This window comes from Luteimonas yanweni, assembly GCF_039548475.1.
Taxonomy (GTDB): Bacteria; Pseudomonadota; Gammaproteobacteria; order Xanthomonadales; family Xanthomonadaceae; genus Luteimonas.
On sequence record NZ_JBCLVC010000013.1, the window covers coordinates 94,593 to 108,791 of the forward strand.

General features: G+C 71.6%; 12 protein-coding genes. 8 read left to right on the forward strand and 4 right to left on the reverse strand.

What is annotated here, in order from left to right; all coding sequences use genetic code 11:
• Positions 1-29: 29 nt before the first annotated feature.
• Positions 30-893, reverse strand: a complete 864-nt coding sequence (locus WCE39_RS14295; protein ID WP_452299574.1) for a double zinc ribbon domain-containing protein — start codon at positions 891-893, stop codon at positions 30-32.
• A gap of 49 nt (positions 894-942) precedes the next feature.
• Here WCE39_RS14295 and bioB point away from each other — a divergent pair, with 49 nt between their 5' ends.
• From bioB to WCE39_RS08870, 6 genes are all read left to right on the forward strand, one after another.
• Complete coding sequence (gene bioB, locus WCE39_RS08845; protein WP_343276319.1) at positions 943-2,007, forward strand: biotin synthase BioB; 1,065 nt, start codon at positions 943-945, stop codon at positions 2,005-2,007.
• 9 nt (positions 2,008-2,016) lie between these two features.
• Positions 2,017-3,213: an 8-amino-7-oxononanoate synthase gene (bioF, locus tag WCE39_RS08850; RefSeq protein WP_343276320.1), complete on the forward strand. Its 1,197-nt coding sequence runs from the start codon at positions 2,017-2,019 to the stop codon at positions 3,211-3,213.
• Positions 3,214-3,238: 25 nt separating this feature from the next.
• Positions 3,239-4,249, forward strand: coding sequence for a multidrug resistance efflux transporter family protein (locus tag WCE39_RS08855; protein WP_343276321.1), 1,011 nt, complete (start codon positions 3,239-3,241; stop codon positions 4,247-4,249).
• A 186-nt stretch (positions 4,250-4,435) separates the two neighbouring features.
• Positions 4,436-5,332 (forward strand): alpha/beta fold hydrolase, encoded by an 897-nt coding sequence (locus tag WCE39_RS08860; RefSeq protein ID WP_343276552.1) that lies wholly within the window; start codon positions 4,436-4,438, stop codon positions 5,330-5,332.
• On the forward strand, positions 5,329-6,225 hold the full coding sequence (bioC, locus tag WCE39_RS08865; protein ID WP_343276322.1) for a malonyl-ACP O-methyltransferase BioC: 897 nt from the start codon (positions 5,329-5,331) through the stop codon (positions 6,223-6,225). Before WCE39_RS08860 ends, bioC begins: the two co-directional genes overlap by 4 nt.
• Positions 6,226-6,428: 203 nt before the next feature.
• Positions 6,429-7,025 (forward strand): hypothetical protein, encoded by a 597-nt coding sequence (locus tag WCE39_RS08870; protein WP_343276323.1) that lies wholly within the window; start codon positions 6,429-6,431, stop codon positions 7,023-7,025.
• Positions 7,026-7,030: 5 nt separating this feature from the next.
• On the opposite strand, the gene WCE39_RS08875 is transcribed toward WCE39_RS08870, so the two are convergent.
• Together WCE39_RS08875 and WCE39_RS08880 are read right to left on the reverse strand one after the other, a co-directional pair.
• Entirely contained in the window at positions 7,031-7,654 is a 624-nt protein-coding gene (locus WCE39_RS08875; protein WP_343276324.1) for a YdcF family protein, read from the reverse strand.
• Complete coding sequence (locus tag WCE39_RS08880; RefSeq protein ID WP_343276325.1) at positions 7,651-8,607, reverse strand: pyridoxal-phosphate dependent enzyme; 957 nt, start codon at positions 8,605-8,607, stop codon at positions 7,651-7,653. The genes WCE39_RS08875 and WCE39_RS08880 overlap by 4 nt, the downstream gene beginning before the upstream one ends.
• Positions 8,608-8,733: 126 nt before the next feature.
• On the opposite strand from WCE39_RS08880, the gene WCE39_RS08885 reads away from it, so the two are divergent.
• Together WCE39_RS08885 and mnmG are read left to right on the forward strand one after the other, a co-directional pair.
• The gene (locus WCE39_RS08885; RefSeq protein WP_343276326.1) at positions 8,734-9,543 is read left to right on the forward strand and encodes a hypothetical protein; all 810 of its coding nucleotides are present in this window, start codon (positions 8,734-8,736) and stop codon (positions 9,541-9,543) included.
• A 409-nt stretch (positions 9,544-9,952) separates the two neighbouring features.
• A complete protein-coding gene (mnmG, locus tag WCE39_RS08890; RefSeq protein ID WP_343276327.1) occupies positions 9,953-11,866 on the forward strand; it encodes a tRNA uridine-5-carboxymethylaminomethyl(34) synthesis enzyme MnmG in 1,914 nt (637 codons plus the stop codon).
• A 51-nt stretch (positions 11,867-11,917) separates the two neighbouring features.
• Here mnmG and WCE39_RS08895 read toward each other — a convergent pair whose 3' ends face one another.
• On the reverse strand, positions 11,918-14,014 hold the full coding sequence (locus tag WCE39_RS08895) for a cytochrome D1 domain-containing protein (RefSeq protein ID WP_343276328.1): 2,097 nt from the start codon (positions 14,012-14,014) through the stop codon (positions 11,918-11,920).
• Positions 14,015-14,199 lie beyond the last annotated feature (185 nt).

The window sequence follows — 14,199 nt, forward strand, 5'->3', positions numbered from 1 at the left end:
CGGGGTTCCGCCGCTGCGGCGCGACGCACCTAGGGCGCGCGGGCGCAGATCCAGGCGTCCACCCGCTCCACGCCGACATCGAACAGGGCGTCGGCGGCGGCGTGCAGGGTGGCGCCGGTGGTCATGACGTCATCGACCAGGACGACATGTGGCGGCGGCGTGGCCCGCACGCCGGTTTCGAACGCATCGCGCAGGTTGCCGGCACGCGCCTCCGCGTCGAGCCGCGACTGGGGAGCGGTCTTGCGCGTGCGCAGCAGGAAATCGCCGCGCACAGGGACGCCGAGCATCCGTCCCAGCGGGCGCGCGAGTTCCAGGGCCTGGTTGAATCCGCGTTCGCGAAGGCGGCTGCGGTGCAGCGGAACCGGCACCAGCGCATCCGGCAGGGCATGTCGGGAGAGGCTGGCGGCCATGGCCTGGGCCAGCAGGCGCCCGGCGGCGAGGTCGCGGTGAAACTTCAGCCGGGGAAGCAGCCGATCGAGCGGAAAGCCGTAAAGGAAGGTGGCATGGGTCTGGGTCAGCGGCGGCGGAGCATGCTGGCAGGCGCTGCACAGCCGAGGCGGCGAAGGGCGCGGCGAACCGGCCGGTATTGTGGGAGCAGCGGTGATCGTCGCGCCCGGAACTGTGGGAGCAGCAGCGACCATCCTGCCCAGGACGGCGGGTGCGGTACCCGCAGGTGCGGCAGTTCGCGCGGCCGCCGGTGGCAGCGGCATAGCGCAGCTCAGGCAGGCGGGGGGCATCCACGGCAGGGCGGCCTCGCAACGGGCGCAGAGGTCGAAGCGGTCCACCGCCGGTTCCCGGCATACCAGGCAGCGCGGGGCCCATAGCCCGCGGCCCAACCGCGCCAGCCAGCCGTCAACCGGAACGGCCTGTGCGAGGTTGACAGGTGCGGGCATGCTTTCCAGACTGCCCGGTCAGCTCCGCAAGCGCCTTCAGGAACACGCCATGCCCGCCGTCAGTGAATTCCGCGCCGGTGATGCCGCCGCCCCGCGCCACGACTGGACCCGCACCGAGGTGGAGGCGCTGCTCGACCTGCCGCTGCCCGAACTGCTGTTCCGCGCCGCCAGCGTGCATCGGCAGACCTTCGATCCGGCCGAGGTCCAGGTCAGCACCCTGCTGTCGGTGAAGACGGGAGGCTGCCCGGAAGACTGCGCCTACTGCCCGCAGGCACAGCGCTACGACACCGGCGTCGATGCGCAGAAGCTGATGGAGACCGACGCGGTGCTGGAGAAGGCCCGCCAGGCCAAGGCCGCCGGCGCCTCGCGCTTCTGCATGGGCGCCGCCTGGCGCTCGCCCAAGGACCGCGACATCCCGAAGGTCGCTGCGATGATCGCCGGCGTGAAGTCGCTGGGCCTGGAGACCTGCGCCACGCTCGGCATGCTCACCGGCACGCAGGCGCAGGCGCTGAAGGACGCCGGCCTCGACTATTACAACCACAACATCGACACCGATCCGGAGAACTACGGCCAGATCATCCGCACCCGCGACCTGCAGGACCGCTTCGACACCCTGGAACACGTGCGCGACGCCGGGCTCAAGACCTGCTGCGGCGGTATCGTCGGCATGGGCGAGACCCGCCGCCAGCGCGCCGGCTTCCTGCAGACGCTGGCGACCATGCCGGCGCACCCGGACTCGGTGCCGATCAATCGCCTTGTGCAGGTGGAGGGCACGCCGCTGCACGGCACTGCCGAACTCGATCCCTTCGAGTTCGTGCGCACGATCGCCGTCGCCCGCCTGCTGATGCCGAAGTCGATGGTGCGGCTGTCGGCCGGCCGCGAGCAGATGTCCGACGAGCTTCAGGCGCTGTGCTTCTCGGCCGGCGCCAACTCGATCTTCCACGGCGAGAAGCTGCTGACCACCGGCAACCCCGACGTCGCCCACGACCAGGCGCTGTTCGACCGCCTGGGCCTGCGCGCGATGCAGGTCCGCGTGGATGCCGAGGGCCACGATCACGGCGGCACGGTGCACGCCGACATCGTCGACCCGCCGGCCCGGACCTGCGCGGCCTAGCAGCGCGCCATGGCTGCCAAGCGCCCCGACCTCCGCCGCCGCGCGCAGGCGCAGCGTGCCGAAGCGCTGGCGCGTGATCTGGTGCGCAGTCGCCGCGTGGTCGGCCGCCGCGACGGCGTGCGCATGGAGATCGACGGCCGATGGCTGCTGGACTTCTGCGGCAACGACTACCTCGGCCTGTCGCAGCAGTTCCAGGTGGTGGATGCGATGCAGGGCGCCGCCGCCCGCGACGGCGTCGGCGGCAGCGGCTCGCACCTGGTCAGCGGCCACCATGTCGCGCACGAGGCGCTGGAACGCGAGGTCGCGGACTGGCTGGAGGTGCCGCGCGCGCTGGTCTTCGGCAGCGGCTACGTGGCCAACCTGGCCGTGCAGCAGGCACTGCTGGGCGACGGCGACACCAGCGTCCAGGACCGGCTCAACCACGCCAGCCTGATCGACGGCGCGCGCCTGGCCGGCTGCCGCCTGCGCCGCTATCCGCACGCCGACGCCGAGGGCGCGCTGCGCCAGCTGCGTTCGGTGCCCGAGGGTGCGGCGATGCTCGCCACCGACGGCGTCTTCAGCATGGACGGCGATGTCGCCCCGCTGCGCCAGCTGGCCCTGGCCGCGCGCATGCAGTCGGCCCTGCTGTACGTCGACGATGCCCATGGCGTCGGCGTGCTGGGTCCTGGCGGCCGCGGCAGCGTGGCCGAGGCGCGCCTGGGCGTAGCCGAGGTGCCGTTGCAGCTGGTCACCCTGGGCAAGGCCCTGGGCGGCTACGGCGCCGTGGTGGCGGGCGACGTCGATCTCATCGAGCACCTTGCCGGCACCGCGCGCCCCTATCTCTACACCACGGCGCTGCCGCCGCCGCAGGCCGCCGCGGCGCTGGCCTCGGTGAAGCTGGCGCGCCGCGAACACTGGCGGCGCGAGAAGCTGGGTGCGCTGGTGCAGCGTTTCCGCGCGGGCATGCAGGCGGCGGACTTCGAACTGCCGCCCTCCGACAGCCCGATCCAGCCCGTGCCCTGCGGCGACAACGCGCGCGCGCTGGACATGGCCGCGCGCCTGGAGGCCGAGGGCTTCCGGGTGGCCGCGATCCGCCCGCCGACCGTGCCCGAAGGCCGCGCGCGCCTGCGCGTGACCCTGTGCGCCGCGCATGACGAAGACCAGGTGGACGCGCTGGTCGCCGCCCTTGCCCGCAGCCGCGACCATGTCGATGCCAGCGCGGCCTGACCGCGCCCGGCACCCGCCGCAAACCGTGTCCACCAAGAGTCCTGTCCCCGCCCCGGGCCGCGCCCTGGCCGCCATCGGCGTCGCCCTCGGCGCGTCGCTGTTCTTCACCCTGACCTATGTGATCAACCGCGCCGCCGCCGACCAGGCCATGCACTGGGCGTGGATCGCCTCGCTGCGCTACCTGTTCACGCTGCCGCTGATGCTGCCGCTGATGCCTTTCCAGGGCGGCGCGAAGCCCGTGCTGCGCGCGATTGCAGCGCATCCCCGCGCGTGGCTGCGCAGTTCGCTGATCGGCTTTGGAGTGTTCTACCTGGGTCTCAGCTATGCCGCCGCCAGTGGGCCGTCGTGGCTGGTTGCCGGCACCTTCCAGTTCACCGTGATCGCCGGGATGCTGTGCGCGCCGTTCCTGTACCGCGATGCGCGGCGGCGGATCCCGCGCGCCGGGCTGGCGGTGGCGGCGGTGATCTTCGCCGGCGTGCTGCTGATGCAGTTCGGCCACGCGAGCGGCGCGCTGGACCGGGCGGGCTGGATCGCGCTGGCCTGCCTGCTTGCGGCCGCGTTCGCCTTCCCGCTCGGCAACCGCATGCTCCTGCTGCACCTCGAAGACACCGGGCAGTCGCTCAACGCCACCCAGCGCGTGTTCGGCATGACGCTCGCCAGCCAGCCGCTGTGGTGGCTGCTGGCGCTGTATGCCTTTGCCACCCAGGGCGCGCCGACGGTGGCGCAGCTGTGGCTGGGCGCAGCGGTGGCCCTGTTCGCGGGCGTGATCGCGATGGTGCTGTTCTTCCAGGCCACCGGCATGGTGCGCACCCAGCCCCTGGCGCTGGGCGCGGTGGAGGCCATGCAGGCCTCGGAAGTGCTGTTTGCCGTCCTGCTGGGCGTGCTGCTGCTGGGCGAGGACTGGCCGCGGGGCATGGCGCTGGCGGGCGCGGCGGTGGTGGTGCTGGGCATCATCGGCTTCGCCTGGGTGGTGGCGCGGCCGGCCGCGGGCAGCGAGCGGGCAACGCGGGCGCTGCGGACGGACCGGGGTGCCTGAGCAGGTCATCGCGGCGTGGCGCCCGCTGGCCGTCAACCAGGGCGCGCTGCTCCAGGTTGACAGCGTGCGGCACGGTTTCCAGACTTGCCGGTTCACCGCATTGCCCATCCGGAAGAATCCCATGCCCGCTTCCCGGGACGCCCACGAGTCGCGCCGCCAGACGCCGGCGGCGACGTGAGCGCCGACCTGCACATCGATGTCCAAGGCCGCGGCGCACCGCTGGTGCTGCTGCACGGCTGGGCGATGCACGGCGGCGTGTTCGCGCCGCTGGTGGAACGCCTGGCCGATCGCTTCGAGCTGCATCTGGTCGACCTGCCGGGCCACGGCCGCAGCCGCGACAGCGCGGTGCCGCTGGAACCCGGGGCCGTGGTCGAGGCCGTCGCTGCGCGCGTGCCGGTGGCGCCGTGGCTGGGCTGGTCGCTGGGCGGCATGTTCGCCCTGCGCGCAGCGGCGACGCGACCGGAACGGGTACCGGGGCTGGTGATGATGTGCTCGGCACCGCGCTTTGTGCGCGATGCTGCAGGAATCGCGGCCGTGGCCGCTCACACAGATGGCAGTGACACGTCGCCCACGGTGGTGGGAGCGACTGCAGCCGCGACCGTCGACGCGGGCCGCTACGGCATGTCGCCGGAGATCTTCGCCGGCTTTGCCGACGGCCTGCGCAACGATTACCACGGCACGCTCGAACGCTTCATCGCGCTGGAAGCCTTTGGCTCCGACGACTCCCGTGGCGAACTGCGGGCACTGCGGAACGAGGTGTTCGCGCGCGGCGAGCCGCCGGCGGCCGCGCTCGCGCGCGGGCTCGACCTGCTGCACGAGGTCGACCAGCGGCCGCTGCTGCCGCGGCTCCAGGTGCCGAGCCTGTGGATCGCCGGCCGTCGCGACCGCGTGGTGGATCCGCGCGCCATGCGTGCCGCCGCCGGACGCACCCCCGGCGCCGGCTTCGTCCAGATCGAACGCGGCGGCCATGCGCCGTTCCTGACCCATGCCCACGAGGTGGCCGACGCGATCGCCGGCTTCCTCGCACAGGCACGACTTGACGCAGCGGTCGTACCCGTCGACCCGCAGGCGGGAACGTCATGAGCCACGTATTCGACCGCCAGCAGGTCCGCCGCGCCTTTTCGCGCGCGGCCTGCAGCTACTCCGCCGCGTCGGAGCTGCAGCGCGAGGTCGAGTCGCGCCTGCTGGAATCGCTCGAGTATCTCGGCGAGCAGGCACCTGCGGACATCGTCGACCTGGGCAGCGGCCCCGGCACCGGCGCGGTCGCGCTGCGCCAGCGCTGGCCGAAGGCGCGGGTGGTCGCGATCGACCTCGCCCTGCCGATGCTGCGCCAGGTCGCGCCCAGGCGCGGCTGGAATCCGCTGCAGCGCCCGATCGACCGCGTCTGCGCCGACGCCCGCGCGTTGCCGCTGGCCGACGACAGCGTCGACCTGCTCTTCAGCAACCTGTGCCTGCAGTGGGTCGAGGACCTGGACGCACTGTTCGCCGGCTTCCGCCGCGTGCTGCGTCCCGGCGGCATGCTGCTGTGCTCGACCTTCGGTCCGGCCACCCTGCACGAGCTGCGCGCGGCCTTTGCCGAGGCCGACCAGGACGCCGCACACGTGTCGCCGTTCGCCGGCATCGCGGAGTTCGGCGACGCGCTGATGCGCGCCGGCTTCCGCGACCCGGTGCTCGATCGCGACGTCGACGTGCATGGCCACGCGGACATGGCCGGCCTGATGCGAGGCCTGCGCGAGCTCGGCGCCACCAATGCCCTGGCGACGCGGCGCCGCGAGCTGACCGGCCGCGGTCGCTTCGTCGCCGCACGGGCGGCTTACGAGCAGTGGCGCGGCGACGACAGCCTGCTGCCCGCCACCTGGGAAACCATCACTGCGATGGCCTGGGCTCCGGCGCACGGCCAGCCGATCCGCGAAGGTGGCGAGGACGTGGCGCGCTTCCCTGCATCAGGCATCCCGGTGCGCCGGCGCCGGGGCTGAGCAGCGCCCGTCGATGTGCCGTGTGGGCGGCGGTTGCGGTTCATCCAGCGCGGCACGCGGCTGCCTACACTCGCGCCATGTCGACTGCCTTCCAGACTCTTCCCGCGACCCCGGGTCCCGATTCCGCCCACGCCGGCATCCCGCCGCCGGCGCCGCCCGCGCCTGGGCACCTGCGCCGGCATCCGCGTCGCCGCGCGCGGCGCGTGTTACCCGCCATATGCGCGTTCCTGCTTGCGGCCTGCGTCGCGCTGCCGGCGTCCGCGCAGCGCTATTCGATCGACCTGTCGCAGCTCGATCCCGCCGCGGTGCTGTCACTGGGCGACGACGTCCTGCTGCGCGCGCCGGACCCGGCCATCGACCGCCTGTTCAAGGCCGTCCACGCCAGTTCGCGTTCCGACACCGAGTCCGGCGCCCTGTGCGCGCTGTTCGATCCCGACGCCGCGCGTGACGTGGCCGCCTTCCAGCGCGCCGTCGACCGCCTGGGTGATGCCAGCCGCGAGCGCTTCGCCCTGGCCTTCACCGACATCGCGCTGACCGGGCTGCAGGGTCCGGTCCAGTCCTACGACCCCGTGCACGCCCGCCAGGTGCTGAAGTCGGCCGCGGTCAGCGCCACCTTCCTGCATGAAGGCTTCATGCTCGGCATGGCCAGCGAGGGCAGGGACGAGGCCAGTCGACAGGCGCGCTGCCGGTCGTTCCGCTGGCTGGTGGGCGTGCTGGACGGCCTGCCGCAGGCCGATCGCGCCGCAGCCACGCGCTGGCTGCTGCGCGAAGGCCTGACCCTGGTCGGCAGCCCGGGCTGAGGCCGTCAGTCGGGCGAGACCACCAGGTCGCGGTGGAAGAAATAGACCTCGCGCGCGAGGAAGCGCCACTGCGTGCGGAAGCTGCGGAACCGGGTGCTGGGCGTGGGCGAGCCCACGGCATCGATGCCGAGCTGGCGCGCCAGCCGCAGCGCGCGCGCCATGTGCAGCGGGTCGCTGACTACGATCACGCGCTGCAGGCCGTGGTCGGCAAGCAGGTCGCGGCTGCGGGCCAGGTTCTGCCAGGTGGTGCGCGAGAGGGTCTCGATCAGGATCGCCTGTTCCGGCACGCCCGCGCGGAGCGCGAACGTGCGCGCGACCTGCGATTCGGAGAAGCGCGCGCCGTCGCCGTAGCCGCCGGTGAACACCAGCACCGGCGCGTGCCCCTGCTCGTACAGGTCGATGCCGTGGCGGATGCGCTCGGTGAACACCGGCGACGGGCGGGTGTCGTACGCCGCCGCCCCCAGGACCACGATGGCGTCCGCCGCGCCGGCCTGGTCGCGGCTGCCGACGTACACGATCCACGCCGCCACGCCAAGCAGCCACAGCGTGGCCAGCAGCGCGACGCGCAGCAGCCAGCGCAGCCAGCGCCGCGGCCGCCGTGCCCGGCCGTGGTGCCTGCGGCGCCTCATGCGGCCCACGGCAGCGCGTCGAGGTCCACGTTGCCGCCTGACAGCAGCAGGCCCACGCGCTGGCCGGCGAAACGTTCGCGGTGGCCGAGCACGGCGGCCAGGGTGATCGCCGAGGACGGCTCGACCACCTGCTTCATCCGCTGCCAGAGCAGGCGCATCGCCGCGACGGTGTCGGCGTCGTCGACCACCAGCACCTCGGCGCCATGGGCGCGCAGGATCTCGAAGCCGGGCTGGCCCAGGGTGCCGCGCAGGCCGTCGCAGAGGGTGTCGGGACTGAAGTCGGTGACCCGCTCGCCGCGGGCCAGCGATGCCTGCGTTTCGGCTGCGCCGGAGGGCTCGGCCAGGTAAAGGCGGCACGCCGGCGCCCTGGCCGCCACCGCCAGCGCGGTGCCCGCTGCCAGGCCGCCGCCGCCCACCGGCACCACCAGTGCGTCCAGCGGGCCGGCCGAAGCCAGGAGCTCCAGTGCCGCCGTGCCCTGGCCGGCGATCACGGCGGGGTCGGCGTAGGGATGGACCAGGCGTGCGCCGGTGGTGTCCACGACGGCCATGCAGGCGGCTTCGCGCGCGGCGATGCCGGGTGCGCAGCGATGCATGACCGCGCCGTAGCCGGCGATCGCGGCAAGCTTGGCGCGCACCGCGTCGGCCGGCGCCACCACATGGCACGCGATGCCGCGGCCGGCTGCGGCCAGCGCCAGCGCCGCGCCGTGGTTGCCGGAGGAATGGGTGGCCACGCCGCGCCTGGCGTCTTCGTCGGACAGCGACCACACCGCGTTGCAGGCGCCGCGGAACTTGAACGCGCCGCTGCGCTGCAGGTGCTCGGCCTTGAAGGCCAGGCTGCAGCCGGCCAGGGCATCCAGGCAGGCCGAACGCAGCACCGGCGTCACGTGGGCATGGGACGCGATTCGCGCCGCCGCCGCCAGGACGTCGTTGAAAGTGGCCGGGACGGGAGGCATGCGTCCAGACTAGCGGACTTGAACGACGGGTTCAGCAGCGGACGGCGCCATCCGCCCGGGTTAAGCCCCAATTCAACGGTCGGGGCCGACCCTGTGATGGCAATCACCCTTGGGGGGAGAAGCGACATGCGCAAGATCCTCATCGCCCTCGTACTGGCCCTGTTGACGGGCTGCGCGACGGGTTACGGCTACAGCGATTACGCCGGATACGGTTACGGCGACTACTACTACGGCAATTCGTCGTATTACGACGATGGCTACTACGCGCCCTATGGCGGCTACGGTTACGGGTCCATGTACGGCGGACTCGGCTACTACCGCGGACTCGGTTACCGGGGCGGCCTGTACGGGCACCACGGCTATCCCTGGTATGGCGGCGGCGGCTGGTATGGCTGGCCGGGTTACGTCTACCGCCCGCCCTATCGTCCGCCGCACCGGCCGCCGACCGACGATCCGCCGCCGGCGTCGACGGATTCCAACCGCACCCGCCATGACCTCCAGCGCCTTCGCGAGCAGGCCGCCGCGCGGCCGCCCGCGGGTGTCCCGGGCAACCGCGCCGGTGTTCCGCGCGACCGCCTGAACGCCCCGAGGCGCGACCGGCCGGTGGGTCCGCCGGCGGGCGGCAACGCGCCGGCCCTGCCGATACCGCGGTCGGGTCCGGCGGACAGCCGCCTTCGCGTTCGCCAGCCACGGGGTCCGGCTGGTGGCGCCCGGGTGGCGCCGGCAACGCGGACCCAGCCGATGGCGCGTCCGGCTCCGGGCTCGCGCACGCCTGCGTCGGCCCCTGCCCGGATCACCCCATCGCGCCCCGCCCCCGCGGTCCGCCAGCGCTCCGCTCCCGCCCCGCGTTCCGCGCCTGTCCCGCGCGCGGCACCGGCGCCACGTGCAAGCCGGCCGGCCCCTGCGTCGCGGTCACGCCTCGAGCGGGAGAACTAGTTCCGGGGCATGCATCGCATTACTGCGATCCAGGCGCTTGCGTCGGGGTCGCAGTCGTCGCAAGCTAGGCCGACTGACCGGTTGCGTCGCTTCCTGACGTAATCCGGGGTGACCAATGTCGACACCCGGCGGGGGATCCCGGATCCCCCCTGTTCCGCTCCCGCCGGGGGTCGGCTCCATACCAGGCGCGGCGCGCCGCCCGGAGCCCGGGCAAAAAAAACGGGGCCGAACGTCCCCCGACGTTCGGCCCCTTCGCTTCCCCTGGATGCGCTTGGCCAGCCCTGTTCCAATCTCCGGCCACGCCCCCCTAGGCGATTGCCATCCCGGGTGCGCCTGTATCGGATGCAGGTAGCGTGCCAACTTTCCCGGCGACCGCGTCGCGTTCGCCTTCAAGCGCGATAATTGCGATATGGATCACAACTTCCACCGCCACGACGTCATCGTCATCGGCGGCGGCCACGCCGGCACCGAAGCCGCGCTTGCCGCCGCGCGTGCGGGTGCGCGCACGCTGCTGCTGACCCACAGCATCGAGACCATCGGCGCGATGAGCTGCAACCCGGCCATCGGCGGCATTGGCAAGGGCCACCTGGTGCGCGAGATCGACGCGTTGGGGGGCGTCATGGCGCGGGCCGCCGATGCCGCGGGCATCCAGTGGCGGAGACTCAATGCGTCCAAGGGACCCGCGGTGCGCGCCACGCGCTGCCAGGCCGATCGCGCGCTGTATCGCGCCTTCATCCGCAGCGCTGTGGAAGCGCAGCCGGGCCTCACGGTGTTCCAGGCGGCGGTGGACGACCTGGTGATCGAAGGTGGCGTCGTGCGCGGCGCGATCACCAACACCGGCCTGCATTTCGAGGCGCCGGCCGTGGTGCTGACCGCCGGCACCTTCCTTGCCGGCCGCATCCACGTCGGCGAGGCGCAGCATGCGGGCGGCCGCATGGGCGACCCGCCCTCGGTGCGCCTGGCAGAACGCCTGCGCGAAGGCCCCTTCGTGGTCGACCGCCTGAAGACGGGCACGCCGCCGCGCATCGACGGGCGCACGCTCGACTACTCCGTGATGGTGGAACAGCCCGGCGACGATCCCCGCCCGGTGTTCTCGTTCATGGGCTCTCACGCCGACCATCCGCGGCAGGTGTCGTGCTGGATCACGCAGACCACGCAGCGCACGCACGACGTCATCCGCGGCGCGCTGCACCGCTCGCCGCTGTATTCCGGGCAGATCGAAGGCACCGGGCCGCGCTACTGCCCGTCGATCGAGGACAAGGTGGTGCGCTTCGCCGAAAAGGACAGCCACCAGGTCTTCGTCGAGCCCGAGGGCCTGGGCGTGGCCGAGATCTACCCAAACGGCATCTCCACCTCGCTGCCCTTCGATGTGCAGCTGGAGCTGGTGCGATCGGTGCAGGGCTTCGAGCGCGCGCACATCACGCGCCCGGGTTATGCCATCGAATACGACTTCTTCGATCCGCGCGGCCTGAAGTCCACGCTGGAGACCAAGGCCGTGGCCGGGCTGTACTTCGCCGGCCAGATCAACGGCACCACCGGCTACGAAGAGGCGGCGGCCCAGGGCCTGCTCGCCGGCGCCAATGCCGCGCGCGCGGTGCAGGGGCACGAAGGATTCGCACCGCGCCGCGACCAGGCCTACATCGGCGTGCTGGTGGACGACCTCATCACCCATGGCACGGTCGAGCCCTACCGCATGTTCACTTCGCGTGCCGAGTACCGCCTGCAGCTGCGCGAGGACAATGCAGACCTTCGGCTGACGCCGGTCGGCCGCGAGCTGGGCCTGGTCGATGACGCGCGCTGGGATGCGTTCGCGCGCAAGCGCGATGCGGTCGCCGCGGAGACGCAGCGGCTTGGCGCGTTGTGGGCTTCGCCGAACAACGTTGCCGGGCGCGACGCGTCCGCGGTGCTGGGTATCGACATCAGCCGCGAGTGCAGCGGCCTCGACCTCTTGCGCCGGCCGGAGCTTGGCTACGCGAAACTGGTCGCGGTGCCGTCGTTCGGTCCCGCGGTGGACGATTCCGCGGTCGCCGAGCAGGTCGAGATCGAGACCAAGTACTCCGGTTACCTGGAACGCCAGCGAGAAGAGATCGCGCGCCAGCGCCGCAGCGAGGACGCGGTGATCAGCGAAGGCTTCGACTACGCCGTCGTGCGCGGGCTGTCGGCGGAGCTGCGGCAAAAGCTCGAGCAGGTGCGGCCGCAGACCATCGGCCAGGCGCAGCGCATCCCGGGCATGACGCCTGCGGCGATCTCGCTGCTGCTGGTGCACCTGGAGCGCGCCCGGCGCATGCACGCGCTCGAGGCTGTCGGCAGGCAGCACGCATGAAAAACGGGGCGGGAGATCGGCTCCCGCCCCGCCCGTTCCTCCCTGCAGATCTCAGTACACGTCTTTCATCGTGTTGTAGACGTTGAACTTTCCGGTCGGCGTGACCAGGCGCGGATCGTCGAGCACCGCCTTCAGCTTGCGGGTCTTGTCGTCCACCACCACGATCGCCGAGCGCTGGTCCTTGCCGTTCCACACCGAGAACCAGACTTCGTCGCCGGCCTTGTTGTATTCGGGCTGCACCACGCGCTTGGGGCCTTCGCCGAGGTTCGCCCATTCGGCGATCGGCAGCACTTCGTAGCCCTTGCCGAGGTTGTTGATGTCGAACACGGCGATCGACTGGCTGGCCTCCGCGATGGGATTGAGGGTGGTATCGACCCACAGGTTGGTCGATGCAGGATGCGTCTTGACGAACAGCGAGCCGCCGCCCTGGCCCTTGAGCACAGCGACCGCCTTCCACGCGTATTGGGGATGGTTGACGGGGTCGGTGGCGATCAGGGTGATGTTCTCGTTGCCCAGCGCCGAGGTCGCCCACACCGGCCCGTAGGTGGGATGCACGAAGTTCGCGCCGCGGCCCGGGTGCGGGATCTTGTCGACGTCGATCAGCGCGGTCATCTTCTGCTCCTTCGAGTCGACCACTGCGATCTTGTCGCTGTTGTTGGCCGCGGTCAGGAAGTAGCGCTTGGTCGAGTCCCAGCCGCCGTCATGCAGGAAGGGTGCGGCGTCGAGCGTCGTGGTCTTGAGCGCTTCAAGGTCGGAGTAGTCGACCAGCAGGATGCGGCCGGTCTCCTTGACGTTGATGATGAATTCCGGGTGCTCGTGGCTGGCGACGATCGCGGCCACGCGCGGCTCCGGGTGGTACTCCTGCGTGTCGACCGTCATGCCGCGGGTCGAGACGATCTTCTTCGGCTCCAGCGTCGGGCCGTCCATCACCACGTACTGCGGCGGCCAGTAGGCGCCGGCGACGGCGAGCTTGTCCTCGTAGCCCTTGAACTTGGAGGTCTCGACCGAGCGCGCCTCGAGGCCGATCTTGATCTCGGCCACGCGGTCGGGAACCTTCATCCACAGGTCGATCAGGTCGATCTTGCCGTCGCGGCCGATGGTGTAGATGTAGCGGCCCGAGTGCGAGGCGCGCGAGATGTGCACCGCATAGCCGGTGGTGATGATGTTGATGATCTGCTTGCTGTCGCCGTCGATCAGGGCGATCTCGCCGGCGTCGCGCAGGGTGACCGAGAAGACGTTCTCCAGGTCCCAGTCGTTCATCTGCCTGGTCGGGCGCTTGTCCTCGGGGATCAGCACCTTCCAGCTGGCGAGCATTTCCGGCATGCCCCATTCCGGCGGGTTCGGCGGCGTGTGCTGCAGGAAGCGGGCCATCAGGTCGACCTGGTCCGCGGTCAGCTCGCCGCCGGTGCCGAAGTTGGGCATGCCGCCGGGCGAGCCGAAGTTGATCAGCGCCTTCAGGTATTCGGTGCCGCGTGGCTGGGTCACGTCGGGGGTGAGCGGTTTGCCGGTGGCGCCCTTGCGCAGCACGCCGTGGCAGCCGGCGCAGCGCTGGAAGAAGATCTCGCTCGCCGCGGTGAACTCGGCCTCGCTCATGGCCGGCGCGCCCGGCGTGCGGATCTGGGTGACGTCGCTGCCGCTGACGGTCGATGGCGCACCCTCGTAGGCCGCCTGCGCCTGGCTGGTACCGGGATGCACTTCGCCCTGCGCGGGGTCGGTGCTCACCGCCAGCGCCGCGCGCTGCGCCGTGACCTCGGCTTCGGTGATGCTGCCGCCCGGGTTGTCCCAGCTGTTGAGGACATGGGTGGTAATGGCTGCGATATCGGCGTCGCTGATGTGGCTCTGCGCCGGCATCAGGCTGTTGTAGGTGACGCCGTTGACGACGATCTCGCCTTCAAGTCCGGCCAGGACCGTGGACGCGACCTGGGCCGGTGACTTGCCCCGGAGCCAGTCGGAGCCGGCAAGCGGGGGGAACGCGCCGGCCAGGCCCTTGCCGTCGGGCTGGTGGCAGGCGGCGCAGTTCTGCAGATAGGCCTGTCCTCCGTCCACTACCGCGTCGCCGGGTGCGGCGTCGGCGCCCTGGCCCACGGCCAGGTAGGTGCCGCCTGCAAGCAGGAGCGGAATGGCGAGGGCGATCGTCGAACGTTTCATCAGCGTGCTCCTGGCGGACAGCGGGTGCGATCAGTGGACGTTCCAATCTGAACCGTGCCTGTTGCCGCGAGCGGCGTAATTGATCTGGATCAATTCACACATGCCCGTCTTGACGCAGGTCATGCGGAGGCCGTCCTGTCGCCGCGACAATGCGGCGCATTCGCATCCACGCCTTTCCGGAGCCG